The sequence below is a fragment of the Streptomyces sp. MNU76 genome, assembly GCF_020982545.1.
Lineage (GTDB): Bacteria > Actinomycetota > Actinomycetes > Streptomycetales > Streptomycetaceae > Streptomyces.
The window spans coordinates 447,222-471,213 of sequence record NZ_JAJKLK010000024.1; the positions used below are offsets into that span (position 1 = coordinate 447,222).

Sequence of the window (23,992 nt, forward strand, 5' to 3'; positions counted from 1 at the left end):
GTGCGGGGGAAGGCGTCGGGCGTCGTGTCGTTCGCGGGGGCGGGGCCGGCCCCGCGAACGACCGCACGGTCACTCCGTCCCGGCGGTCGCCCGACGCCTGGCCAGCCACCCGATGCCGCCGCCCGACACGAGGAGCACGGCGATCACGGATCCGGTGAACAGTCCGGCGGACCGGTCGCCGTTCGGTGCGACGGCGGTTCCTGCAGCGGGTGGGGCGTCGGTGATCGTCTCGGTGGATGTGCCCGGCGCGGGTACGCCGCCGGCCGTGGCGGCGGTGGACGGGCCGGGGGAGGGAGGACGTTTCCGGAAGCGGCGGGCTCCAACCGCAGTACGGGGGCGGGTTGTTCGCCCTCCTTGTCGTCGGTGGGCAGTTCGATCCAGCGGGCGACCTCACCGTCGTCGTAGGTCTCGACGGTCCTGAACACCAGCTGCTCGGCATCCGGCAGCCGCCGGCCCCTGATGCTGTGTTCGCCGTCGGCTCCGGTGGCGAGGGCGGGTCCCGAGAGCGTGTAGCCGTCGTCGGCGCTCTTCAGCTCCCAGCCTTCGGGAGCGTCGGTGAGCGTGACGTCACCGGGGGCGATGCCCTTCGGTGGGACGACGCGCACCTGGGTGAGGCCCGCGGTGTCGGACTCGGCCTCGGAGACGAAGGAGAGGGTGGCGTTCACGGCGAGGGCCCGAGCGGCGTCGGACTCGACCTCCGCGTGCGCGGTACCGGTCAGGGCACAGCGCAGTGCCGTGCGGGCGGGGAGGTGCGGGGACACGGGGAAGCTCCTTGCGGGTGGGACCGGGCAGGGCGAAGCCTCGGCCCGGATGCGGGACGAACCGGGGTGGGGATCGGTCCCGGTGGTCCTCTGCGCACCAGCTGGTGTTCCAGGGGTGGTGTCCGTGGTGCTTCGGGAGGGGCGAAGCCACCGATCCCTTCGAGGGAGGGAAGGAGACACGGCCCGGAGCGGAGCGCGCCGGCCGACGGTCGGCCGACGGCGCACACGACCCAGCGCGCGATGTCCCGAAAGGCTCGCGCGACCCGTACGGCAGTGACGAGAGCGGTGTCGGCCCGGTGCAACAGCCAGGCCACCGTCACCGCCGCGAGTACGTGGACGGCCGTCATCGTGCCGGACGCCTCGTGCCAGGCGGGTCCGCCTGCCGGGGAGGCCGGGGCCCGCGGGCCTGCGACGTGTGCGAGGTGACCGCTCTCCGCGCCTGCCGGACCGGTCGTCACGGCCAACGACCCGTGCAGGACCGCTTGGAAGCCCAGTGCGCAGCCGAGCGTCGCCACGGGCGCGAAACGTCGTCGGGCGGCCGGCCAGGCCGCAGCGAACTGCGCGAGGACGAGCAGCGTCACCAGGTGCCACGGGGGGACCCCGTCGGCGACCGCGAAGTGGCCCGTCAGCGCGAGGAGGCTGCCGGCGACCGCGCACACGGTGGCCCGCACCCAGGTTCCCGCCCGGTCCGTCGGCCGAGGGCCAGGGTGCCCGCCGGGCGGCGGTGCATGGTCGCTCGCCACGCTCGCGCCTCCCTCCCCCTCGTTGATGGCCCTGAGCCCTTCCTTGCGCATACGGCCGTGATCGCCATGGTGTTCACGCCCTACGACAACCACGACGGTCACCGGTGAGGCTCTGTTGACGTGCTGCGGGCCTCGCGGCGTGCACCACTGCGGGTGGGCCGGTGGCGCGATGCGGTCGACGGCACTCAGCCGGACGGCAGGGCCGTGATGCCGGGGCTGGCGGCGGGCCACCCGGTGGGAGCCTGCTCCGACTGCTGCGAGGTGGTGTCGTCCTGTCCGTCGTACGGGCTGGTCGGGTCCGTGAGCTGTGAGAAGAGGCCAAGGACGAGAGTGATCGCGGCCACCGTGCCGAGTACGCGACCGAGGCGGCCGCACCTGGCTCGGCCGTCGAGTTCCCGCCAGGGCGTGCCGGGCGACGGGTCGATCGGTTGCCACAGCTCACCGACCGTCCCACTCTCGTACGACGATTCCGGCTTCCGCCGCACGGGGGCCGCTGGACTTCCTCGCCTGTGTTCTCGCTCCTCGGGAAGGGAAGGCGGGCGTGCTTCCCCCGGGCCGAGCCGGCGTTCCCGGGCGGAGGGCTCCCTGGGCGCGGTCGCCCGTATGGCGTGTTCACTGTCGGTCAGGAATCTGCGCCATACCTCGTCGGGTACGGGCGCCGGTGTGCGGCCGTCGTTGTCCGGTGCCCCGTCTCCGTCCGGCATGCGAGCGGTCACTGTCGCACCTCTTGTTCCCCACCTCTGGCCGACCACGTCGATGTGTGCCGGACTCCTGCCAGGAGCCGTTCCCTGCCACCGGCTCTCGGATACCGCGACCACGGTGCGCGGCCGAGGACGAGGGTGGACCTGCTGGTGGGGCCTCCGGCGGCCGACGCGTCGATGGTCACCTCGGTGTTCGGCCGACATCACTCCCGGGCGTCTGGCGGTCGGCCGCCGGACGGGCCCCGTCCGATAATTGCACAGTGCAAAGCGAGAGTGCCAGCTGTGGGACGACTCTTCCGGAGGTCCGGTGACGACCAGGGGCCCGGTGATCGTCACGCGGACACCAGGGTTATTACGAGAACCTGACGCCCCGGCGGAACCCCTTTAGCCACAGGTGTCTCGCAGGCAACTCTGGTTCTGCCCGCCACCGTTCGAGGGTGGCGGAAGGGTTCGAGGAGCGAGCTATGAGCAGGCACACCAGGCGCAGGTCCCCGTTACAGGTTCGACTGACCGTCGCTGGGGCAGTGGCCCTGGCCACGGTGGCGGCCGCCGTGACGGTGACCGTGGCCTCGGCAGGGGAGACCGCTCGGCGGTACACGGGCTCGAAAGGGAACGGCGCCGATCACGCGGTGTTCGTGCAGGGCAACGAACTCGACGGCAACACCATTCATGTCTTCGAACGCGGTGACGATGGCGCGCTGACCGCCGCGGGCCGCTATGCCACCGGCGGAAAGGGCGGCGACCAGATCGACGCGCCGACCGACTCTCTCGCCTCCCAGGGCTCGCTCGTCTACGACGACCGGTCGGGGCGACTGCTGGCGGTCAACGCCGGAAGCGGCACGGTGACCTCGTTCCGGGTCGAGGGCCGGAAGCTGATGGATCGGCAAGTGGTGGCTTCCAGGGGTGACTTCCCGGCGTCGATCACCGTCTCCGGCAGTCTGGCGTACGTCATGAACGCGGGTGGGGAGGGAAGTGTCCAGGGCTTCCGCATCACACCCGACGGCCTGAAGCCCCTGCGCGGTTCGCAGCGTTCGTTGGGGCTGGACAACGAGAAGGTGCCGTTGTTCAGCAGTTCGCCGGGACAGGTCGCATTCACCCCGAACGGTCGTGCGCTCGTCGTCACCACCAAGTCCGCGAACACCGTCGAGGTCTTCCCCATGGGGCGGGACGGGCGGCCCGCGCAGGAGCCGGTCGTCAACGAGTCCGCAGGCGGGGTGCCGTTCGCGATCACCTTCGACCGGGGCGGTCGCATGCTGGTGGCCGAGGCGGAGAGGTCCACGGTCAGTACCTACAAGGTGCGTGCCGACGGCACCCTGAAGGTCGTGCAGGGGCCGCTGTCCAACGGACAGGAGACGCTGTGCTGGTTGGAGCGTGCCGGTGACTTCTTCTACGGGGGCAACACCGGCAACTCCACGGTCAGCGGCTATCGGGTGGACGAGCGCGGGCGCCTGGCGCTCACCAACGACGTGGGCCTGGCGACACCGCCGTCGGGCCGGTCGCAGGGCGTCATCGACCTGGCTGTGACGGAGGACGAGAGGTTCTTGTACGTGCAGAACGCGGTCTCTGGCACGGTGGACGGCTTCCGGGTGGGCGATGACGGGTCACTCACGAAGGTCACGACCGCGACAGGGCTGCCTGTCTTCGGCGAATCCGGTATGGAGGGAATCGCCGCGGTGTGACGGGGAAGCGGCCGTCATACCGCGGTACGCCGGGATCCGCGTGTCCGAGAGACGTTCGACGTGTCGAGCCCTGACGCAGTACCTCTCGAGGTCCGAGATCTTGCTCTGCCGTTGACACGTTTGACACGTTCTCAGTGAGGGCCCGGCATGGAGCACCAGGAGAAGACTGCCGGGGACCGGCAATGCGGGGGGGACGATTCCCGTGGGCACGATGAGGCGGTGGGGAACACGCTAGGTGTTTCCGGTGCGGGGCATCGGCGCTCGTGCTGTTCCGGCGATGGCCCGGCCGGGCCCGTGCAGGCACGCGGTTCGCTGGGCGCGCGGCTCCCGCGGTGCCAAGAAGTGTCGGGGGCGAGGGCAGGTCGGAGGCGTTGCTCAGTGCATGTGCTGCCCGGAGGAATCGAGCCGTACGAACGGGATGGACGTGCCCGCCTCCTGGAACGAGGCCGCGCTGCCGTCCACGGCCAGGCCCATGAAGGCGCAGAGGCGGCGAGCGGTCCGTGGATGGCGCACCGCGTAAGCGGCCATGACCTTCGCCCCCTCTCCCGGTGTCAGGAACACCGCGTCGACCGCGTAGTGACGATTCCCCACCTGGACGATGGTCTGCGGCCGGTGGCGCAGGTTGCGGTACCAGTCCGCCTTCGGCCCGAAGCCGGACGCGACGGTCCAACTGACCTCTGCCGGATCGTGGGCCACGACCTCCAGCGCCACGTGGCGGTCGGCTCCGGTGACGCGACCGGTGTGGTGCAGCAGCAGGAACCGTCTGCCGAAGACGGGCCCCAGGCCCGCACGGAACAGCAGGATCGGCAGCCGTAGGGCGGAGCGTCTCCATCCGGAGGGGAGTCGGGGGCGGTGAGAGGTGGCGTTGTCCGGTTGCCGCATCAGGTCTCCAGGGCCGGGGGTGTCGACTCTCGGCATCGATTGCGTAAAGGGCCGGAGCGAGAGCCGTGCCGTCGAGGCAACCATTGCATAGTCTAAGTGTTAGGGAGGGGTGTCAGCGCGGGGCGGCTCTCCAGTGCCGTGACATCGCTGGAGTACGCCATGACCATGAAGAAGTCGCCGTCCAACGGGACGGTGTTGTCCTGCATGCCGGTCGCGGTGATGGCTGTGGTGACCGGGGTCGACATCGTGGCCGGGCCCGGAGTGGGGCTGCTGCCGCTGGTGTCACTCGGGCCGGCCTTCTCCGGGCTGGTCGGGGGGTGGCGGCGTACCGCCGTGATCGGTGCGGTCGCGCTGCTGCTGTGCATGGGACTCGGCCTGTACAACGGGCTGTTCGAGGAGAGTCGGGGCTTCGCGGCCCTGGGATCGGTGGCAGGTGTCACCGGTGTGGGTATCGCTGCCGCCGTGATGCGCTCACGCCGGGAAGCGGAGTTGGCCGGTGTGCGCTCGATCGCCGAGGTCGCCCAGCGGGTGCTGTTGCGGCCGGTGCCCCTGACGGCGGGCCCGCTACGGGTGGCGGTGTCGTACACCTCCGCCGTGGCCGAGGCGCGGATCGGCGGCGATCTGTACGAGGTGGTCGCCTCGCCGCACGGTGTCCGGGTGATCGTCGGCGACGTGCAGGGCAAGGGGCTGGCCGCCGTCGAGACGGCCGCGGTGGTGCTCGGCGCCTTCCGGGAGGCGGCCCACGACGAACCCGACCTGGTGGGGCTCGGTGAGCGGCTGGAGCGGAGTGTTGCCCGGGAGTTGGAGGGTGAGAAATTCGTCACCGCGATCCTCGCCGAGTTCGGCCCCGACCACGAGGTCGTCTTCCTCAACTACGGTCACCCGGACCCGATGCGGGTGCGCCGGGACGGCACCGCCGACTTCCTGCAACCGCCTTCCTATGCTCTGCCGCTCGGGTTGGGCGCCCACGGGGGCGACGGCCCGAAACCGTACGAGGTGGCCTTCGAGCCCGGTGAGCAGTTACTGCTGTACACCGACGGTGTCACCGAGGCGCGTGACGAGCAAGGCGAGTTCTATCCGCTGGCCGACCGGTCCCACCTGCTGGAAGACCTCGACCCGGGCAGCGCGCTGACCGCGCTGCGCGAGGACGTGGTGCGGCACGCGTCCGGTCCGCCGCACGACGACGCCGCGATGCTCCTGCTGCGTTACCACGGTCATGGAAAGGGAAAATCTGTTCCGACCGATTGAGTGCACGGGTGCCACAGCGCGTAAAAAGGGAGGCATGGCGGAACGTGGGACCCCCTCAAGGGGCATGGACGATGTCGACGCGGTCACCCGAGCGGTGCTCACCGCGTCGCGGCTGCTGGTGGCGGTCTCGGCGAGATCTCTGGCCGAGGTCGAGGAGCGGGTGACGCTGCCGCAGTTCCGCATGCTGGTCGTGTTGTCGACCCGTGGTGCCACCAAGCTCGTCGGGCTCGCGGACCTGCTTCAGGTGGCGCCGTCCACCGCCATGCGGATGATCGACCGGCTGATCGCGGCCGGGCTCGCCGACCGCCAGACCAACCCGGACAACCGCCGCGAGACGATGCTCCAGCTCACGGACGAGGGACGGCGCACGGTCGCCGACGTCACCGGTCGGCGCCGCGCCGAGATCGCGACGATCGTCGAGCGGCTCGCTCCGGACCAGCGGACGGCGCTCGTCGGCGCGCTCACCGCGTTCAACGAGGCGGGTGGCGAGCCCCTGGCTCCGGCGGCGGACGATCCGGACCTGTATCCGCTCGGTTGGGTGGACACGCCGGTGGGGCGCGGCGCCTGAGGGGCGTGCGCCGGCTCATGTCGCAGCTCCTGTGGGCGTGTCCGGCAGACCGGCCTCGCCCTTGACAGGTTTTGCATAATGCAAGGGAGTTGCGGGGGCGTTACGAGATGTGGTGGACCAGCTGGTCCAAGCCTGCCTCGGAGGTGGCCGCGGCTCGCGGGCAGTGGATGACTCGGGGGTGGGGGGCAATGCCCAGGTTGCGTCGACGACCGCGCGTGACGGAAGCGGGACTGTCGGCCCACGTGAGGTCGGTCGTGTGGGGTCCTGCGGAGTTCGTCGGGCTGCCGCCCCGTCGGCTCCTCGTCAAGGGGCTGCTCGCCGGGATCCTGGCCGCGAGCGCGATCACCGGCGCGGGGGCGATGGGCGGGTGGATCGGGCGACAGGCCCTGGTGGGCGGAGAGGTGGGGCTGGCAGTCGCTGTCATGCTGGCCGCTTATCTGCTCGTGATCGGGGCCGGGCGGGCACTCGTCGGGACAGTCGCGGTGCTCGGGGTGTGCCTCGCGTTGCAGGCGCCGCCGACCGCGGCTGGGCTGGTGCTGGAGATACGGGGGCGGGTGGAGTCCGTGGTCGTCACCGCGGTCGAGGGCGGGCCTGGCACGGGGATCCGAGGCGGCCGATACCTGTGCTCGGTGACCAGCCCCGAGGGGGTCCCCCTCAGCACGCGGATCTGGCGGGGCTGCGGACGGACGACCCGGGCCGGCGACGCGCTGCAGGTGGTGTACGACCCCGAAGGCCATGTTCCGCCCCGCGGCGTGGATCCGGAGGGGGAGCGCACTCGACGGGGCCGTGTCGCCGCTCTGGCGTGTGCCCTGATCTCCGGTTGTGCGGTCGCGGTGGTGCGTTCCTTCCGGATGAGCCCTGCCGGTACGACGACCGGGACCCGGCCCCGTCCTGCTGGTGAGGGAGAACGAGGCGGGCGCGGTGGGTCGCCGGGCTCCTCACTCTGACGACGGCGAAGGAGTGGGGGTCGGGCCCGCCGTCGGGGCGGCGGTCTGTACGTCCAGATCCGGTCGTGGGGTGAGGACCACCATCGGAGCTCCCTGCTGGGGCACGGGCGGGGTGACCTGCTCGCTGGGGAGCTTCGGCGGGTTGGTCTGCTGGTAGTTGACCTGGTCGTGGTTGACCAGCCCGGTCTTCTCCAGCACGGTGATGTGGTCGAGCACGGTGTCGTTGGCCAGGTCGGCCAGCTGACGTACCAGGGTGTTGCGCGTACTGGCACGGATCTTGGCGATGGCGGGGAAGATCTGGCCGTGCGTGACGCGCATGATCTGCACCGCGGTGGAGTCGAACTCCTTGCCCTTGGCCGCGTCGACGGTCGCGACGAACTGTTGCTGTTGAGGGCTCGCCTGGTTGTTGAGCGTGATGTTCAGCTCGGGCGCGATCTTGCGGCACATCTCATCGAGGCCGGCGTGCCCGACGACCAGATGTTCACCGGCCTCCTTCATCTCCGGCGTCGTACCGCGCTCCATGGCCATCTCGCCCAGGGGGTACTCCCACAGGCCGGCGGAGCGCACCTTGATGACGAAGTCCCGGTCGGCTTCCGTCAGCGGTCCGTAGGGGGTGTTGGCGATGATCCGCTCCGTGCCCGTGGCCGTCTTGTCGATTCCCAGCATGGCGGGGTAGGCGAGTGCGGCGACGGTCAGCAGCATTCCGCCGCTGACGAAGATCGTTCCGATGTTTCTGATGCGGGCCATGGCAGCTCCTGACAGCGGGTGTCCGCACCCGCGGATCCGACGGGGGGCGTCGGACCCGCCGTGCGGCTGGGTCGCCAGGGGGTACGGACGAGAAGGCCGAATGAATCATTGCTCTGGGTAAAATTTGCAGTGTGATCGATGTGTGATCGATGCGGGGTCTCGGGCGCGGGGACGTAGATCGCTCTGACCTGCGGGAGGGCGAGGGTGTTCGATAAATCGAACGCTCGAGTGTCCGGGTCGTGGGCGGGGATCCTCGATGAGATGGTGACGACCGTGGACCGAACCGGCGACGAGGGACCCACTGCATAGGGTGCGGGAACGGAGAGAGTCCCTGCGGGCACGCGGTTCGGTGGCCAGGGCGGCGGAGTAGTGGTCGAGAGGCCGCCGATGGGGCCCGCCCCCGCGCAGCAAGCGGTGCGAACCTGATTCTCGATCACCATCCGGACGTCCAGGCGCAGTTGGCGCGATGGCCGACCGCTCCTGCGGGTGCCCTGCCTTCGGGGCCCGCTCGGTGTTCCCGCGATCACATCCTTCCGCGCACGGAGCGCACCGACGGCCTTCTGGGGCAGGACGCTCGGGCGCTGCCCAACTTCTTCTCCTCGCCGTCCGGGCTGCCGATCGGCCTGCCGAACCAGGGGGCGAGGAACACGGGCAGCTCCGCGACGACCAGGTCCCTCGATCCCGGACTCCGCGTCCGCGCTACCCATGGCTAATCAGGAGGATTTGCATGAGATGGCGAAATAGCACGCAAACCTCCCAAGATAGAGAAAACAGGACCGTCGACATTTGTGGATGTCCGCAGGCAATGGACACCCGCCAGGCGGCTTGAGCTGCGCAGCTCAAGCCGCCTGGCGGGGTGCTTCCTTGCTGCTCAGCTGTCGTGCATGACGGTGCGTAGGCATGAGGCGAAGGCATCGGGGTTGTCGACGAAGCCGGTGTGGCCGCCAGGGAAGGCGGCCGGCTGGGTGTCCAGCGCCCGGGCGAGCGCGCGGGCGGTGCGGTCGCAGAGCTGTCCGGTGGAGTCCTCGCCGATGCCGACCATGATGCGACAGGCCGCCCGGCGCAGGGCGGCTAGGTCGGGCCGCCAGTAGGTGGAGGCCCGCATCTCGTGGGCGAACCAGCGGCGTTCGTCCGCGACCTGTTGCGCGTCTCGCGCTCCGCCGAACATCTGCTCCACCACGGGCTCAGGCATGAAGATGCCGGCCTGGGCGAAGAACTTCTTCCACGCTCCGATCACGCCGTCGGCGAGATAGGCGGCGACGGTCTCCTCGGTGCCGGCCCGCAGCTGCTCACGATCCTCCAGCAGCTCGATCAGCGGGGGCTCGTGGGCGATGACGGTGTGCACGAGCTCGGGGTGGGCCTGGGCGAGGGCCAACGCGCTGACCGCGCCGCCGCTGGAGCCCACCACCACCGCCGGGCCCGCGTCGACGTGGGCGATCAGCCGGGACAGGTCGTCGGCGCGCAGCTGCGGTGTCGAGTCCTGTTCGGGATCGTCGAGCCGACTGCGGTTGATCCCCCGCGGGTCGGTGGTGAGCACGGTGTGGTCAGCCGCGAGGAGGCCGGCCAGCGGGGCGAAGGCGGCGGCGTCCATCGGGGCGCCGACCAGCACGACGAGCGGGCCTTGGCCACGCAGCTCGTAGTGCAGGCGAGCGTCGGGCACCTTGAGGGAACGGGCGTCAGCGGCATCGGTCGCGTTGGTGAGCATGCATCCTCCGGCGGGGCTGAGCTTGGCTGTTGATCACTTCGACCTCTCTGCAGGTGCGGATTCATCGCTCGAAGAGAAGCTTTTTTAGCGGTGGTACGCGGGCTGCCTGTGTCGAGGGGGCTCTGGCGGAGACCGTTCAGCCCGCGGAGCTGGAGCAGGACGCAGGGCTGGAGCCGCCGCCGAGAAAAGCCGCGCTGGTTCGAGCGCGGTCAGCAACACCATCCGCGGTCACCGTCCCCATGAGGACTCGTGACCATGGCGGTGGGGAATCACGGGCTCTGTCGGCGATCTTGTGACGGCTTCGCGGTCATGGGCTGTGAAGGATGCGTTTGCGGAGAAGCGGGAGGTGCGCGCGGCCGAAGCCCATGCGCTTGAGGAGCTTGGCTCTCGTGACGTGACCTTCGACTTGGCCCGAGCTCCAGGGGGTAGCGAAGGCGGCGGTGACGGCGTCGAGGTCGCGGCGGAAGCCGTTGACCAGCGAGTGCAGGGCCGGCAGGTCGTCGGCCATGACCCGGTCCATCCAATCTGGGAGGGCCGCGGCGTTGTGGTCTCGCATCATCGCGGCGAAGTCACGTACGTGCCGGACGGTGAGGTCCAGGTGCGGACAGCCGGTGCGGATCTCCTTGAGCTCTGCGGCGTTGGCCTCGGAGAGCCGGTCGGGGGCGGACATGATCCAGCGGACCACACGCCGGGGTTTAGGAAGGGTCCTGACCGGGGGCGGGGGTGCGGATGGTGACTTCGGCAGGGGGCTGTGCGGCCTCTTGAACGGGCGGAAGTACCGGCGGACGCTCTGGATGTCGCCGGTGAATCCCTGTTCTTGGATCTCGTGGTGGAGACGTGGGACGTCGTGGCAGCCCTCGCGCCAGCGTTCATGGAGGTACGGCTTGTAGGGGTCGAGTATCGAAGCCCGGTGAGTGGCCTTGACCAGCAGTTCCTCCAGGCTCTGGGCGCGGGCGAATCGGCGGACGGTGGAGTGGTCCAGCCGCAGTTCCCGCCGGATCGTGGCCAGGGACTTCCCCTCGGCGAGTCGTTGCTGGACGGCCTCGTAGCGTTCGGTGGTCCGGGCCACCAGCCGCCGGGGGCGGCCCAAGACGTCGAGCGTGCCGTCGGGTGGGACGAGGTCAGGCTCCGGCGGCTCCGCCGTGACCAGGGGTGCTGGAGGCGGCTCTTGGATGGCGGGGTCGGGGTGAGCGCGGCGCGGATGCAGGGGTGGTGGGCGCCGATGGTCTTCTCCACGGCTTCGGCGAGGTTACGCCACAGATGCCAAGCGTCGGCGACTTGGAGGGCCTGCGGGGCCCCGGTGCGGGCGCCTTCGGCGTAGGCGCCGGCCCGGTCGCGGCAGATCACTTCGACCTCGGGGTGATCACGCAGCCAGGTGGCCAGCGGCTCGGCGTCCCGGCCCGGCAGCACATCGACCGGGCGCCGCTCTTCCAGGTCCACCAGGATCGTGGCGTAGGAGTCGCCCTTGCGCAGCGCGAAGTCGTCGACGCCGAGGACACGCACGCTGGCCTGCGGTAACTCCGGCAGCCCTTGGAGGAGTTCAAGGAGCTTGTCCTTGGCGACGCGGATGCTCAGTGTGGCCGCGAGCCGTGCACCCGGCCGGCCCGCCAGACATGCCGCAATCGAGGTGAGCAGCGTGCGCAGCAGCGGCGTGTACCGAGCATACGGGCTGGTCAGCCCCTCGACCTGCTCGGCGAACGTCACCGCTGGACACTGCGGATTGAGGCACTTGAACCGGCGCACCATGAGTTCGATCACCGCCGGAGCCCCGCCGACGGGCGCGTCAGCGAGCCGGCGCGCGTATCGGCCGTGCACACGCCACGACACCACCCCGCATCTTGGGCACCTCGCCGTCGGTACTGCGGAGTACGCGCAGAACGTGACCGTCCCGGCCGCACGCTCGATCGACTCGACCACCACACCGGCTAAATGCGGTAGCAACCGTCCCAAACTCCCTGAACCGCACACCCGGTTGATGCCCAGTTCAGGCGGGCTCCGTCACAAGATCTACGACAGAGCCGAATTGCATGACCGTCGACACTTAGGGTCTGTATGGAGTTGTGATCAAGGCTGTGATCCGAGGTGTCGGATCCAGAGGAGGCCGGCGCATAATTCGAGTCCGGCCTGGTAGCTTTCAGGCTTTTTGTCGTAGCGGACGGCGAGGCCACGCCAGTCCTTGATCTTGTTGATGGTGCGTTCGACGCTGTTGCGGAGCTTGTACAACTGCTTGTCCCAGGTGACGGGCCGTCCGCCGCGTGAGCCACGGTTCTTGCGGTGGGCGGCCTGATCCTTCTTCTCGGGGATGACCGCTTTGATCCCGCGTTTGCGCAGGTGGGAACGGTTCTGGCGGGACGAGTACGCCTTATCGCCCGCGACTGCGTCCGGCCGGGTGCGGGGCCGGCCGACCGGGCCGGGGACGTGGATCTTGTTCAGGACGGGGATGAACTGCGGACTGTCCCCGGCTTGCCCCGCAGTGATCTTCAGTGAGAGGGGCAGGCACTGCGGCACACAGGACAGGTGCGTCTTCGTGGTCAGTCCGCCGCGGGAACGCCCCAGGTCAGCAGCGGCGAGCCGGGCCCTGCGGCGACGCCTCACACGTCGTCGTTCTTCCCGCTCCGGGTCCAGCTGCCCGTCTTGTTCCTGGCCGGCGCCCCTTTTTCCGCGGCGGCCTTCTCCAGCACGTCCAGGATCTCGGGCTCCACGATCATCCCGGCAGCATCATGATGGGCCCGGACCGTGGTCGAGTCCACGCTGACCAGCGACAAGTCCACCAGGCCCCGCTTCGCCGCCTCGGCGATCGCACCCTGGAACACCGCGGTGAACACCCCGGCATCCCGCCACTGCCGAAACCGGCCGTAAACGGTGGACCAGCGCCCGAACCGTTCGGGCAACTCCCGCCATTTCGCCCCGTTCCTGAACCGCCACACGATGCCCTCGAAGTGCGCCCGCAGATTCTCCGGGTACGGCCCATACTCACCGACCGGCAGGAACGGGGAGACGAACTCCCACTCGGCATCCGAAAGTTGAGGTCGAGACACCCCACCGTTTTACCCCAGGGCCCCCGGCTTTCCCAGGCCGGGGGCTCACGAGATCACAACTCCATACAGGCCCTAGAACCCCTAACGAAATGATCTTCGAAGTGGTTGGATCACTCCGGGACTGCTGATCCGGAGGTGTGCGGTGGCGCGGCCGAAGCCGTGGGAAGTCGACGACGAACTGTGGGCAGTGATCGAGCCGCTACTGCTCAGGATTGAGCGCCGGACGCGGCACCCTGGGCGCAAGCGGCATCCGGACCGGTTGGTGTTCCAGGGCAGGCCGAGGTCGACCAGAAGGGAAGACTTCGCGTGCCGCCCGCGGAGAGGTGGGTCGGCATTCCGTCGTCATTCCGGACAAGCCGGACGACTATGCTTTGGCGGACATCTCGGAAGAACGCTGCCGCTTGCGAACCGCTCTGACTCATGGCCACTGAGACTAGGCGGCTCGTGCCACTGCGCCACGCTCGAAGTCCGGCTCTGCGGTGCTCCAGTCGTACTACGACTGGCATGGCCTCAGCCAGGCACGGACGGCGGCCGCCCGACGAGGCGAGACTCGGATCACGCGGATGCACCGCGCCCCTCGGTCGAGGGGTAGCAAGAGGGCCGGGCGGGGGAATCGGATCGGCGACGCCGCGCTGTCAGCGACCGTCGGGATTCAGGCATCTGCCCACGGCGGGGGCGATGCCGGTCAAACCAAGCGAACCGCCTCGCCGACGCGCGAACATCCACTGAATGTCACCGGTCGGGCCGCATCACATCGGTCGGCTGGCTCGCGGTCGTCACAGGGTCCGCTTGCGCCAGGCGGACGATGAGCTCAGCCAGGACGTGACCCGGCTGATGTCGGACGAAGTGACGATGCCGGTCAGTCGGTCTCCTTCCAGTACGAGGGCGCGGTGGACGGGACTGGCCTGCAAATCGGCAACCAGCCGGGCCAGCGGGTCGTCGGGGCGTGGAGTCGGCAGATCGTGAACCGGCACCATCACGTCGGTGACACGGGTGGAGGAGCGTTCCGGCTCCGTGACCGCGTCGGCGGCCTTGAGGGTGACCAGGCCCGCCGCGGTGTTGTTGCCGTCCACGACAGGGAAGGCCGAGTGGCGGTAGCGGTAACGGGGGTCGGCCAGAAACTCGCCGATCGTGGTGGTTTCGGGGACGGTCACGGGGTCGGGTGTCATCGCGTCGCTCACGGGGATGCCGCCCATCATGTCGCGCAGTTTCGCCTGGCCACCCTCCACTGTGGCCATCGCGATGACGAACCAACCTATGACCACCAGCCAGATGCCGCTGAACACAGCCCCGACCAGGACGAGGTACAAGCCGATACCCACCAGCGCCCACCCCAGGAATCGTCCCGCAGCCGTGGCCACCGCCGTGGCGCGCAGCGGGCTCCCGGTCTTCCACCACACCGCCGCCCGCAACAGCCGACCACCGTCCAGGGGCGCGGCGGGCAGAGCGTTGAAGACGGCCAGCAGGATGTTGATCCCCGCCAGCCAGGCCAGGGCCTCCACCACGAGCCCGGCCTCGGAGTATGCGGCCAGCAGTCCGGCCGCCAGAGCGAATATTCCTCCGAGCAGCAGGCTGACCAGAGGCCCTACGCCGGCTATGCGCAGCTCCGCGCCGGGGGTGGCCGCCTCGCTCCTGAGCCGTGCGAGTCCGCCGAGCAGCCACAGGGTGATGTCCTCGACGGACACTCCGTTACGACGGGCCACCACCGCGTGGCTGATCTCATGCGCCAGCAGCGACAGCAGGAACAGCACCGCGGTCACCCCGGACACAAGCCAGTACTGCCATGCCGGGCGATCCGGATGAGCCTCCCGGAGGCTGCCGCCCGCCAGCCCCACCAGGATCAGGACGAAGATGACCAGCACGCTCCAGTGCACGCCCACCCGGATACCGGCCACACGCCCCAGGGAGAACGTCGCCCGCATGCCGACCACCTCCTGGTTCGAACTCGATGCCCGCGGTGGGTGCGGTGCAGTTGATGAACTCGTCCCGTGAGCAGTGCGTCATGCCCCGCTGCCCGGTCAGTCCCGTCGCCGGGCGGCGGGAACGGCTCAGCGTCTGTCGGACGCCCCCACCCACGGGCCCGTCAGTGCTCGAAGATGTGCCGACTGCCTGCTCCTGCTACCCGAGGGCCGGTGCGGACGTGAGCCTCATGCATGCGCCGATGCCGCTTCGAACCGGCCACGAGCACCGCCGGCCCGAGGCAGAAGATCAGCGTCAGCGCCACACCGGAAAGGAAATGTCCTGGCGCGGTCAGCGTCGCGATCTGATGACCGAAGATCTCCACCGCGTACTCAGAGCTGCGCGAGAGGTTCTCCACGACACCCACGGCCCCGAAACCGCCCGTGGCCAGTACGAGCAAGAGCGCCAGCATGACCATCACTCCCACCTCCTCTTCCGGCCTTGGTAACCGATTACCCCAAGTCAGACGCCTGACACGAGCTTCTGGCACCGGTCGTCGACCGAATGATCCGCGCTGTCGAGTACACGTCGCGCGCACGCAACTCCGGGACCCCGCCGCTCATGGGGGAGCCGCCGCCGCGGGTTACGCTGCTCGCGGGTGGGCACCCGGGCCGCATGAGCACGTGGGACGACGCAGCGTCCGGCGCGAGGCATCGGCTCAGGCACCGACGACTCTTCGCGGCGCTCGTGGCCGCACCGATGCTGGCGGGCTGTGTCGTGGTCGGGGAACGCGACGCCCCGGGCTCGACGCGGACGTCCGCAGGCGAGGTACCACTCAGGGTTGTGGAGCAGGGCGGTCGGACGCTGGCGTTCGTCCCCGTGAGCGTCGAAGGCCAGGGGCCTTTCTCGTTCGCCCTGGACACCGGCGCCTCCACGAGCGTCGTCGACGAAGATGTCGCGGACCGGGTCGGTCTGGAACACACCGGCGAGCGACGTACGGTGAGCGGGATCCTCGGCACTGGGGAGGTCCCCGTTGTCCGAGTGGACCAGTGGGAAGTCGGTGACATACGCCTCGACCCAGGAGAGGTCACCGTCATCGACCTTGGGCCGCCCAGGGGAGGAGGCGGCATTCAGGGCCTGCTCGGTTCGGACGTGCTCAGCGACTTCGGCTCGATCACCGTCGACTACGACGACGGCGTCCTCACCATCCCCGCCCCGTGACAACGCCGTACCGTCCCATCGCTGTCCCTGTCCGGTCGACACCAGAACGAGTACGGAGAGACCCCTGAAAGAGGAGACGCACGGGTTGCTGCGCGGTCGAAGAGGAGCACAGAAATGGAATGGTGGAGCTGGCCTCATCATCGCGCTCGCGATCCTCTCCACCGCGCCCTTCTGTGGCAGAACATCCACGCCCTGGGCCCACACGCGGTCATGGTGCGCGACGAGAACGCACTGGAGGACGGGAAACCAGCTGCGCCGCGCGGCCGAGAAAGTAGAGGCAGGGTTGGATCATTGGTCGCGGGCCGGGATGTGTTTGGGTCACAAAGGACGAAGGACCGACGCCGCACCGGGCACACGGAGGAGTAGGAAGGCGAGACCGGGGCACCCGTTGCGGGTCCCGAACTCGACCGGAGCGATCAGTGTTTGGTGGAGCGGGCTCGCAAACACGTCTGGCAGTAAGGATGTTGACACATTCCCGGCACGAGCCCATAACACTGTGAAGAGATCGGGCATACCTTTCGGGGGTCGGGCAGGCGGGTCGTCACGACGCAACGCGTTCGCCGATCCAGGGGACTTCATTCCATGCACAGACACATCGCTCTGACCCGCCGCCATCTTCTCGGCGTCGCCTCCGCCGGCGCCTTCGTGACCATAGCGGGAGGCACGACCGGGTGCAGCAAGACCGAAGGGGGCGGTGAGAGCGACGCCGACTTGCTCGCCCAACTCAAGAAGCGGGGTTACGCAAAGGTGGCGTACGCGAACGAGGCACCGTACGGCTTCAAGGAGGGGGGAACCCTCAAGGGAGAGGCGCCGACATTGCACGCCGAGGTGTTCAAGGCCCTCGGTGTGCCCGAGCTGCGCCCGGTGTTCTCGGAATGGGACGGTCTGATCCCGGGGCTGCTCGCAGGGAAGTACGACGTGATCAGCGCGGGCATGGCCATCCTCCCCGAACGCTGCGAGAAGGCCCTCTTCTCGGAGCCGGAGTTCATCTCCCCGACCGCCATGATGGTCCCGGCCGGCAACCCGAAGAAGCTGGGGGATCTGAGTTCCGCCAAGCAGGCTGGGGTCACCCTCGGGGTGATGTCCGGCGCGGCCGAGAAGGGGTATGCCGAGGGAGCCGGTGTTCCGGCGGACCGGATCAGGACGCTGACCAAGCCGCAGGACGGTGCCGACGCGGTGAGGAGCGGGCGGATCGACGCTTTCGTGCTCACCGGCATCTCGCTGCGGTGGCTCGCCAGAACCAACAAGGGCCTCGAGGTCACCGAGCCGTTCCTGCCAGTGGTCGACGGGGTGAAGCAGTACAGCCCGGGAGGAGCGGTCTTCCGTAAGGGGGCCACCTCCCTGCGGGACGCCTTCAACGTCGAACTGCGGAAGATCACGTCGGACCGGGAGCGGTACGTCTCCCTGCTCGGCACGTACGGATTCACCGCCGCCGAGATGCCGCCGGCGGACCTGACGACCGCGCGACTGTGCTCCGCCTGACGCGGGGGCGGGTTTCTCGTGGGCGACTTTTTGTCCGTCTTCCTGTCCGAGCTTCCCGAGGTCGGGGCCGGAGCATGGGTGACCGTCGAGGCGACTGTGCTGGGCTCGCTGGTGGCCGTGCTGCTCTCCTTCGCGCTGGGCCTGGCGGCGGGTTCCGGGTGGCGCGTGCTGCGCTGGACGTCGAGGGGCGTCGTGGAGTTCTTCCGCGGCACCTCCCTGTACATCCAGCTGTTCTGGCTCTACTACGCCTTCCCGCTCCTGACCGGGTACGAGTTCGGGCCGCTGCTGTGCGGGGTGCTCGCCTTCGGCCTCAACTACGGGGCGTACGGGTCGGAGGTCGTACGCGGGGCCCTGGCGGCGGTGCCGCGTCCGCAGCGGGAGGCCGCCGTCGCGCTCAGCTTCTCCCCCTTCCAGCGGATGTACCGCGTGGTCCTGCCACAGGCGTGGCCGCAGATGATCCCGCCCTTCACCAACCTCGCCATCCAGATGCTGAAGTCCACCCCGCTGCTGTGGCTGATCTCCGTGGCGGACCTGACGACGGTGGTCCAGACGCTGCGTGACCGCACCGGGGAGACCGTGCCCGCCTATCTGACCCTGCTGTTGCTCTACTTCGTCCTGGCCATGCTGCTGACCACGGGGATGCGGGTCCTGGAGCGGCACGCCGCCGCACGCCTGGGGCGCCCCGGACGGCCAGGCATCCTCGCCACGAGCGGGGGCGGATCGTGAACCACCAGTGGGACTGGGAAGCGGCGCGCGAGGTCCTGCCGCTGCTGCTCGCCGGGTTCAGGACCACTGTGCTGGCCACCGTGCTGGGGACCGCGCTGGCCGCGGTCGTGGGCCTGCTCCTCGCGGTCGGGGGTCGGGCCCCCACCCGATGGGTGACCCTGCCGCTCAAGGGCGTGGTGGAGTTCGTGTGGTCCACTCCGCTGCTGGTGCAACTCGTGGGCGCGTACGCGGTGTTCACCTCGGTCGACCCGCTGACCATCGGCATCGTGGTGCTCGGCATCCACTATTCCGCCTATCTGGCGGAGGTGTACCGGGCCGGTATCGACGCCGTACCGACCGGCCAGTGGGAGGCCGCGTGGGCCTTGTCGCTGTCGCCCGCCCGCACCTGGTGGGCAGTGGTTCTGCCGCAGGCGGTGCGCGGAGTCCTGCCCGCCCTCGGCAACTACGCGATCGCGATGTTCAAGGAGACGCCCTTCCTCGCCGTGATCACTGTGTCGGAGATGGTCGCGCAGGCCCGGGAGTACGGGGCCGACCACTTCGCCTATCCCGAAGCCTTCACCCTCGCCGGGCTCGTCTTCCTGCTGGCGAGCTACCCCACCTCGCTCGCCCTGCGGAAACTGGAGCAGCGCCTTGGCCACTGACCCCACCGACAGTCCCCCCACCCATGACGGCGCCGACGCGCCGCGGCCGGAGCCGATGGTCTGCTTCGAGCGGGTCGTCAAGCGCTACGGCACGCACACGGTCCTCGACGAGCTGGACTTCTCCGTCGAGCGGGGCCGGCACGTCACCCTGATCGGTCCGTCCGGTTCCGGCAAGACCACCATCCTGCGGCTGCTGATGACGCTGGAGCGCGTCTCGGACGGGATGATCTGGGTCGACGGCGAGCCGTTGACGCACACCCGTGCCGCGAACGGTTCGCTGAGGCCCGCCGACGAGAAGCACCAGCGGCCTATCCGGCGCCGTATCGGCATGGTGTTCCAGCACTTCAACCTGTTCCCCCACATGAGCGTGCTGCGCAACATCACCGAGGCTCCCGTCCGAACCCTCGGACAGCCCAGGGAGCTGGCCGAGCAACGGGCCCGGGAACTGCTGGACATGGTGGGCCTGGCAGACAAGGCACTGGCCCACCCGAGCCGGCTCTCCGGCGGTCAGCAGCAGAGGGTCGCCATCGCCCGAACGCTCGCCATGGAGCCGGAGATCCTCCTCCTCGACGAGGTCACCTCCGCCCTCGACCCCGAACTCGTCTCCGGCGTCCTCGACCTGCTGCGCGAGATCGCCACCACCACGGACCTCACCATGCTCTGCGTCACCCACGAGATGGGCTTCGCCCGGGACATCTCCGACGAGGTCCTCATGTTCGACGCGGGACGGGTCGTGGAGGTCGGCAGCCCCGAACAACTCTTCAACGCACCACGGCACCGCCGCACCCAGGAGTTCCTCGGCGCCGTCCTGTGACGCTTCACCCGGAGCTGTCCGCAGGGGAGGGGCCGTTCGCACGTGAGCCCCCGGCCCCCACCAGTTCGCCTCACCGCTTCCCTGCCCCCGACCGAACAAGGACTCATGCCCTTCCCGACCTCATCCTCACCCGCACGCCGTGGTGCCCCCCTCATCGAGCGGCCGGACGTCTGCGACGGCCCCGCGATCTGGCGCATCGCCCGCGACTCGCAGGCCCTCGACCTCAACTCGGCCTACAGCTACCTGCTGTGGTGCCGTGACTTCGCGGACACCTCGGCCGTCGCCCGGCACGAGGAAACCGGTGAACCGATCGCGTTCGTCACCGGCTACCTCCGGCCCAGCAGCCCGCAGACCCTGGTGATCTGGCAGATCGCCGTCGACCAGGCCCACCGGGGGCGGCGCCTTGCAGCCGCCCTCCTCGACGCCCTCACGGCGCGGGTGGGCGCACAACACCCGCTCACCACCGTGGAAACCACCATCACCCCGGACAACACGGCCTCCCTCGCCCTGTTCGCCTCCTACGCGCAGCGGCACCGGGCGGACGTCGAGAGGACCGTCCTCTTCGACGGCGGGTTGTTCCCCGAGGACGGACACGCACCGGAACTGCTCCACCGCATAGGCCCGTTGGACCCGCCCACCGGCGGCCCCGAGCGCATCGGGCGCTGACCAGGCACGACCCTGCACCGCCGCACCATCCCGTAAGGAGAACCACCCGCATGACCATCACCCAGGCCCCTCTGAGCACGTTCGAACTGCTTGAGTCGGAAGTCCGTAGCTACTGCCGGGGCTGGCCCGTGGTGTTCGACCACGCCCGCGGCAGCCATCTGTGGTCCGAGGACGGCCGCCGCTACCTGGACTTCTTCTCCGGGGCCGGATCCCTCAACTACGGTCACAACAACCCCGTCCTCAAACGCGCCCTGCTCAGCTACCTGGAGCGGGACGGCCTCACCCATGGTCTGGACATGGCCACCACAGCCAAGCGCGCCTTCCTGGAGACCTTCCACAGACTCGTCCTCGCCCCGCGTCAACTCCCCTACAAGGTCATGTTCCCGGGGCCGACAGGGACCAACGCCGTCGAGTCCGCGCTGAAACTGGCGCGCAAGGTCAAGGGACGCGAGTCGGTCGTCTCCTTCACCAACGCCTTCCACGGCATGTCCCTCGGTTCGCTGGCCGTCACCGGAAACGCCTTCAAGCGGGCCGGAGCCGGCATCCCACTGGTCCACGGCACCCCCATGCCGTTCGACGACTACCTGGACGGTCAGGTCCCCGACTTCCTCTGGTTCGAGCGGCTCCTGCAGGACTCCGGTTCCGGCCTCAACCATCCCGCCGCGGTCATCGTCGAGACCGTGCAGGGCGAGGGCGGCATCAACGTCGCCCGGCCCGAGTGGCTCCGCGCGCTCTCCGAGCTGTGCGCACGCCACGACATGCTGCTCATCGTCGACGACATCCAGATGGGCTGTGGACGCACCGGCGCCTTCTTCTCCTTCGAGGAGGCGGGCATCACCCCGGACATCGTCACCGTCTCGAAATCCATCAGCGGATACGGCCTGCCCATGGCGCTCACCCTCTTCCGCCCCGAGCTCGACCTGTGGGAACCGGGCGAACACAACGGCACCTTCCGCGGCCACAATCCGGCCTTCGTCACCGCGACCGCCGCTCTCCACACCTACTGGGCGGACCAGGAGCTGGAACTGCGCACCGCACGCCTCGGCGAACGGGTCGAGCAACGACTGCTCGCGCTCTGCGCCGAACACGACGGCACCTCCTGCCGAGGCCGCGGCCTGGTCTGGGGGATCGAGTTCGAGGACCGGGCACGGGCCGCCGCCATTTGTGCCCGTGCCTTCGAACGGGGCCTGCTCCTGGAGACCTCGGGGCCGGAGGGCCAGGTCGTCAAGCTGCTGCCGCCGCTGACCGTGAGCGACGCCGAACTCGACGAGGGCCTGGACATCCTCGACCGGGCCATCCTCACGACGCCCTGACCCCGTTCGGACGCCGTCCGGCACCCGCTCCACCCTCCCGCAGAGACCAGGAACCAGGAACCACGAACGAGGAACGAGGAGCATCATGATCGTCCGATCGCTCGCGGACATCGAGAACACCGACCGGCACATCAGATCGACATCAGGCACCTGGGAGAGCAAACGCCTCGTCCTGGCCCGCGAACGGGTGGGCTTCTCCCTGCACGAGACCGTTCTGTACGCCGGAACCGAGACCACCATGTGGTACGCGAACCACGTGGAGGCTGTCCTGTGCGTCGAGGGTGAGGCCGAGCTCACCGACCACGAGACCGGTCGAACCCACCCGATCACGCCCGGCACCCTGTACCTCCTCGACGGCCACGAGCGTCACACCCTGCGCCCCAGAACCGACTTCCGGTGCGTGTGCGTGTTCAACCCACCCGTCACCGGCCGCGAGGACCACGACGAGAACGGCGTCTACCCCCTGCTCACGGAGGACTGATCCCATGACCACGCTCATCGACGTCTACCCGAGCCGCCTCCCCCACGAGACCACGACCCCTCGCCAGGACCCGGTCGTCTGGTCGGAGCCCGGACACCCCGGCCCTCTCACCGCCGGCGCCCTGCACAGCTACGAGCAGGACGGCTTCCTCGCCGTCGACCAGCTCATCAGACCCGAGGAGGTCGCCCGGTACCGGGCCGAACTGGACCGGATGCTCCTGGATCCCGCGGTACGCGCCGACGAGCGCGCCATCATCGAACGGCGTTCCGGGGAGATCCGCTCCGTCTTCGAGATCCACCGCGTCAGCGAGGTCTTCGCCCGTCTCGTACGCGACGAGCGGGTCGTGGGCCGGGCCCGCCAGATCCTCGGCTCCGACGTCTACGTCCACCAGTCACGGATCAACGTCAAGCCCGGCTTCGGCGCGTCCGGCTTCTACTGGCACTCCGACTTCGAGACCTGGCACGCCGAGGACGGCCTGCCCAGGATGCGGACCGTCTCTGTGTCGATCGCGCTGACCCCCAACCTCGACACCAACGGCGGCCTCATGATCATGCCGGGCTCGCACCGCACCTTCCTGGGGTGTGCGGGTGAGACCCCCCGCGACAACTACAGGAAGTCGCTCCAGATGCAGGACGCAGGCACCCCGTCCGACGGCGCCCTGAGGGGACTGGCCGACGCGCACGGCATCCGTCTCTTCACGGGCCCGGCCGGCTCGGCGGTCTTCTTCGACTGCAACGCCATGCACGGGTCCGGGGACAACATCACGCCGTTCCCGCGCAGCAATGTGTTCATCGTCTTCAACAGCGTGGAGAACACCGCGGTCGAACCCTTCGCCGCCCCCGTCCGCAGGCCGGAGTTCATAGGGGCCCGCGACTTCACCCCCGTGAGGTAGGCAGTTGACCGGTTGTGTCCCGGTGACGTCATCGGGGCACAACCTCCGGCCGTGAGCGCGGCGCACCCGCTGTCGGCGGGCACCTGTCCGTTCGACGAAAGAACAAAAGGCCTTCGGCTCTGTTTGGCCCGCAGACGGCGGGGGACTCCGGGGTGCGCGAGACCGTCACCGCCGCGCGCGGCCGCCGACGCTGCTCCGTACGAGGGGCCTCGGCGGCCCGAGGGCTGCTCGCTGGCGTGGGGAAGTGGCGGTGCCGTCCCGTGGCTGAAATTCTGGGTGCCTGGGACGGGAAACGGGTGGCCGTGAAGGTCCCCGGGTACACACTTCAGCGGATCTTCGCCGTGGTACTGCTCGCGGTCGCGGCCTTCATGCTGATCGACGCGGTGCTGTGAAGGCCGCGGCGAGCAACGTCAGGCCAGGGACAGGAACAGCTTCTCCAGGCGGGCGCGCATCGCCTCCGGGTCCTCGCCGTTCTTGCGTCCGGACTGCATGTCGGTCACGCACTGCTGCAGGCCCGTCGCGATGATCGCGAAACCCGCCCGGTCCAGGGCGCGCGAGGCGGCGGCGAGCTGCGTGACGACGTCCTCGCAGTCACGGCCTTCCTCGATCATCCGGATCACGCCGGAGATCTGACCCTGCGCCCGCCTCAGCCGGTTCAGCACGGCCTTCAGGTCCGCACCCTCAAGTTCCAGTTCCACGATCACTCCTCGAAAAATACCCCTAGGGGTACTGTACGTCCCGGTTCGGGACGGCGGCGATCATTAAGGATCACATCTGTCATGACCGACACCCCCGCCCCTGTCGCTGTCGGCACCGAGCAGACCCGCACGCGGCTGCA

Annotated in this window: 22 protein-coding genes and 4 pseudogenes; 15 read left to right on the forward strand and 11 right to left on the reverse strand. The window is 69.2% G+C overall.

What is annotated here, in order from left to right; all coding sequences use genetic code 11:
• Positions 1-143: 143 nt before the first annotated feature.
• Together E4N62_RS40215 and E4N62_RS40220 are read right to left on the reverse strand one after the other, a co-directional pair.
• A complete protein-coding gene (locus E4N62_RS40215; RefSeq protein ID WP_230222677.1) occupies positions 144-761 on the reverse strand; it encodes a DUF1775 domain-containing protein in 618 nt (205 codons plus the stop codon).
• A 928-nt stretch (positions 762-1,689) separates the two neighbouring features.
• A complete protein-coding gene (locus E4N62_RS40220; RefSeq protein WP_230222679.1) occupies positions 1,690-1,989 on the reverse strand; it encodes a hypothetical protein in 300 nt (99 codons plus the stop codon).
• Between the two features lie 740 nt (positions 1,990-2,729).
• Here E4N62_RS40220 and E4N62_RS40225 point away from each other — a divergent pair.
• Positions 2,730-3,884 carry a lactonase family protein gene (locus E4N62_RS40225; protein ID WP_230222681.1) on the forward strand — a complete coding sequence of 385 codons (1,155 nt, stop codon included), beginning with the start codon at positions 2,730-2,732 and terminating at the stop codon, positions 3,882-3,884.
• A gap of 375 nt (positions 3,885-4,259) precedes the next feature.
• On the opposite strand, the gene E4N62_RS40230 is transcribed toward E4N62_RS40225, so the two are convergent.
• The gene (locus tag E4N62_RS40230) at positions 4,260-4,766 is read right to left on the reverse strand and encodes a nitroreductase family deazaflavin-dependent oxidoreductase (RefSeq protein WP_230222683.1); all 507 of its coding nucleotides are present in this window, start codon (positions 4,764-4,766) and stop codon (positions 4,260-4,262) included.
• 159 nt (positions 4,767-4,925) lie between these two features.
• Here E4N62_RS40230 and E4N62_RS40235 point away from each other — a divergent pair, with 159 nt between their 5' ends.
• From E4N62_RS40235 to E4N62_RS40245, 3 genes are all read left to right on the forward strand, one after another.
• Positions 4,926-6,014: a PP2C family protein-serine/threonine phosphatase gene (locus E4N62_RS40235; RefSeq protein WP_230222686.1), complete on the forward strand. Its 1,089-nt coding sequence runs from the start codon at positions 4,926-4,928 to the stop codon at positions 6,012-6,014.
• A 34-nt stretch (positions 6,015-6,048) separates the two neighbouring features.
• Positions 6,049-6,582 carry a MarR family winged helix-turn-helix transcriptional regulator gene (locus E4N62_RS40240; RefSeq protein WP_230222688.1) on the forward strand — a complete coding sequence of 178 codons (534 nt, stop codon included), beginning with the start codon at positions 6,049-6,051 and terminating at the stop codon, positions 6,580-6,582.
• Between the two features lie 242 nt (positions 6,583-6,824).
• Entirely contained in the window at positions 6,825-7,529 is a 705-nt protein-coding gene (locus E4N62_RS40245) for a hypothetical protein (protein ID WP_230222690.1), read from the forward strand.
• On the opposite strand, the gene E4N62_RS40250 is transcribed toward E4N62_RS40245, so the two are convergent.
• The 5 genes and pseudogenes from E4N62_RS40250 to E4N62_RS40270 all read right to left on the reverse strand — a co-directional run bounded on the left by E4N62_RS40250 (position 7,521) and on the right by E4N62_RS40270 (position 13,019).
• Positions 7,521-8,276, reverse strand: coding sequence for a DUF4142 domain-containing protein (locus E4N62_RS40250; RefSeq protein WP_230222692.1), 756 nt, complete (start codon positions 8,274-8,276; stop codon positions 7,521-7,523). The two genes, E4N62_RS40245 and E4N62_RS40250, sit on opposite strands and share 9 nt — an antisense overlap.
• A gap of 871 nt (positions 8,277-9,147) precedes the next feature.
• A complete protein-coding gene (locus E4N62_RS40255; RefSeq protein WP_230222694.1) occupies positions 9,148-9,981 on the reverse strand; it encodes an alpha/beta fold hydrolase in 834 nt (277 codons plus the stop codon).
• Positions 9,982-10,288: 307 nt separating this feature from the next.
• Positions 10,289-11,071 (reverse strand): transposase, encoded by a 783-nt coding sequence (locus E4N62_RS40260; protein ID WP_230222696.1) that lies wholly within the window; start codon positions 11,069-11,071, stop codon positions 10,289-10,291.
• 182 nt (positions 11,072-11,253) lie between these two features.
• Positions 11,254-11,949, reverse strand: a pseudogene (locus E4N62_RS40265) (ISL3 family transposase); the annotation flags it as partial.
• A 96-nt stretch (positions 11,950-12,045) separates the two neighbouring features.
• Positions 12,046-13,019: pseudogene (locus tag E4N62_RS40270) on the reverse strand (IS5 family transposase).
• A 142-nt stretch (positions 13,020-13,161) separates the two neighbouring features.
• Between E4N62_RS40270 and E4N62_RS49005 the strand changes: the two are divergent.
• Positions 13,162-13,293, forward strand: a pseudogene (locus tag E4N62_RS49005) (IS5/IS1182 family transposase); the annotation flags it as partial.
• A 502-nt stretch (positions 13,294-13,795) separates the two neighbouring features.
• On the opposite strand, the gene E4N62_RS40280 reads toward E4N62_RS49005, so the two are convergent.
• Together E4N62_RS40280 and E4N62_RS40285 are read right to left on the reverse strand one after the other, a co-directional pair.
• Complete coding sequence (locus E4N62_RS40280) at positions 13,796-14,941, reverse strand: site-2 protease family protein (protein WP_230222699.1); 1,146 nt, start codon at positions 14,939-14,941, stop codon at positions 13,796-13,798.
• 161 nt (positions 14,942-15,102) lie between these two features.
• Positions 15,103-15,399 carry a hypothetical protein gene (locus tag E4N62_RS40285; protein WP_230222701.1) on the reverse strand — a complete coding sequence of 99 codons (297 nt, stop codon included), beginning with the start codon at positions 15,397-15,399 and terminating at the stop codon, positions 15,103-15,105.
• Between the two features lie 194 nt (positions 15,400-15,593).
• Here E4N62_RS40285 and E4N62_RS40290 point away from each other — a divergent pair, with 194 nt between their 5' ends.
• From E4N62_RS40290 to E4N62_RS40335, 10 genes and pseudogenes are all read left to right on the forward strand, one after another.
• Positions 15,594-16,139, forward strand: coding sequence for a retropepsin-like aspartic protease (locus tag E4N62_RS40290; RefSeq protein WP_230222703.1), 546 nt, complete (start codon positions 15,594-15,596; stop codon positions 16,137-16,139).
• Between the two features lie 582 nt (positions 16,140-16,721).
• On the forward strand, positions 16,722-17,621 hold the full coding sequence (gene ehuB / locus E4N62_RS40295) for an ectoine/hydroxyectoine ABC transporter substrate-binding protein EhuB (protein WP_230222705.1): 900 nt from the start codon (positions 16,722-16,724) through the stop codon (positions 17,619-17,621).
• Positions 17,622-17,639: 18 nt separating this feature from the next.
• A complete protein-coding gene (gene ehuC / locus E4N62_RS40300) occupies positions 17,640-18,347 on the forward strand; it encodes an ectoine/hydroxyectoine ABC transporter permease subunit EhuC (protein WP_230222707.1) in 708 nt (235 codons plus the stop codon).
• A complete protein-coding gene (ehuD, locus tag E4N62_RS40305; protein ID WP_230222709.1) occupies positions 18,344-18,988 on the forward strand; it encodes an ectoine/hydroxyectoine ABC transporter permease subunit EhuD in 645 nt (214 codons plus the stop codon). The genes ehuC and ehuD overlap by 4 nt, the downstream gene beginning before the upstream one ends.
• Positions 18,978-19,802 carry an ectoine/hydroxyectoine ABC transporter ATP-binding protein EhuA gene (ehuA, locus tag E4N62_RS40310; RefSeq protein WP_374117196.1) on the forward strand — a complete coding sequence of 275 codons (825 nt, stop codon included), beginning with the start codon at positions 18,978-18,980 and terminating at the stop codon, positions 19,800-19,802. Before ehuD ends, ehuA begins: the two co-directional genes overlap by 11 nt.
• Before the next feature lie 105 nt (positions 19,803-19,907).
• Complete coding sequence (gene ectA, locus E4N62_RS40315) at positions 19,908-20,468, forward strand: diaminobutyrate acetyltransferase (protein ID WP_230222711.1); 561 nt, start codon at positions 19,908-19,910, stop codon at positions 20,466-20,468.
• Between the two features lie 50 nt (positions 20,469-20,518).
• The gene (gene ectB / locus E4N62_RS40320) at positions 20,519-21,781 is read left to right on the forward strand and encodes a diaminobutyrate--2-oxoglutarate transaminase (RefSeq protein WP_230222714.1); all 1,263 of its coding nucleotides are present in this window, start codon (positions 20,519-20,521) and stop codon (positions 21,779-21,781) included.
• Between the two features lie 85 nt (positions 21,782-21,866).
• Positions 21,867-22,262 carry an ectoine synthase gene (locus tag E4N62_RS40325; protein ID WP_230222716.1) on the forward strand — a complete coding sequence of 132 codons (396 nt, stop codon included), beginning with the start codon at positions 21,867-21,869 and terminating at the stop codon, positions 22,260-22,262.
• A gap of 4 nt (positions 22,263-22,266) precedes the next feature.
• On the forward strand, positions 22,267-23,154 hold the full coding sequence (thpD, locus tag E4N62_RS40330) for an ectoine hydroxylase (protein ID WP_230222718.1): 888 nt from the start codon (positions 22,267-22,269) through the stop codon (positions 23,152-23,154).
• Positions 23,155-23,417: 263 nt separating this feature from the next.
• Positions 23,418-23,546: pseudogene (locus tag E4N62_RS40335) on the forward strand (sulfite exporter TauE/SafE family protein); the annotation flags it as partial.
• 18 nt (positions 23,547-23,564) lie between these two features.
• Here the strand turns inward: E4N62_RS40335 and E4N62_RS40340 are convergent.
• Entirely contained in the window at positions 23,565-23,852 is a 288-nt protein-coding gene (locus E4N62_RS40340) for a metal-sensitive transcriptional regulator (protein WP_230222720.1), read from the reverse strand.
• Between the last annotated feature and the right edge of the window lie 140 nt (positions 23,853-23,992).

What these genes read in the sequence shown, in the direction of transcription:
- E4N62_RS40280 (WP_230222699.1), bottom strand. Translation starts at nt 14,941, where the DNA reads ATGCGGGCGACGTTCTCCCTGGGGCGTGTGGCCGGTATCCGGGTGGGC.
- E4N62_RS40290 (WP_230222703.1), top strand. Translation starts at nt 15,594, where the DNA reads ATGAGCACGTGGGACGACGCAGCGTCCGGCGCGAGGCATCGGCTCAGG.
- ectB (WP_230222714.1), top strand. Translation starts at nt 20,519, where the DNA reads ATGACCATCACCCAGGCCCCTCTGAGCACGTTCGAACTGCTTGAGTCG.
- ehuB (WP_230222705.1), top strand. Translation starts at nt 16,722, where the DNA reads ATGCACAGACACATCGCTCTGACCCGCCGCCATCTTCTCGGCGTCGCC.
- E4N62_RS40240 (WP_230222688.1), top strand. Translation starts at nt 6,049, where the DNA reads ATGGCGGAACGTGGGACCCCCTCAAGGGGCATGGACGATGTCGACGCG.
- E4N62_RS40250 (WP_230222692.1), bottom strand. Translation starts at nt 8,276, where the DNA reads ATGGCCCGCATCAGAAACATCGGAACGATCTTCGTCAGCGGCGGAATG.
- E4N62_RS40230 (WP_230222683.1), bottom strand. Translation starts at nt 4,766, where the DNA reads ATGCGGCAACCGGACAACGCCACCTCTCACCGCCCCCGACTCCCCTCC.
- E4N62_RS40235 (WP_230222686.1), top strand. Translation starts at nt 4,926, where the DNA reads ATGACCATGAAGAAGTCGCCGTCCAACGGGACGGTGTTGTCCTGCATG.
- E4N62_RS40255 (WP_230222694.1), bottom strand. Translation starts at nt 9,981, where the DNA reads ATGCTCACCAACGCGACCGATGCCGCTGACGCCCGTTCCCTCAAGGTG.
- E4N62_RS40325 (WP_230222716.1), top strand. Translation starts at nt 21,867, where the DNA reads ATGATCGTCCGATCGCTCGCGGACATCGAGAACACCGACCGGCACATC.
- thpD (WP_230222718.1), top strand. Translation starts at nt 22,267, where the DNA reads ATGACCACGCTCATCGACGTCTACCCGAGCCGCCTCCCCCACGAGACC.
- ectA (WP_230222711.1), top strand. Translation starts at nt 19,908, where the DNA reads ATGCCCTTCCCGACCTCATCCTCACCCGCACGCCGTGGTGCCCCCCTC.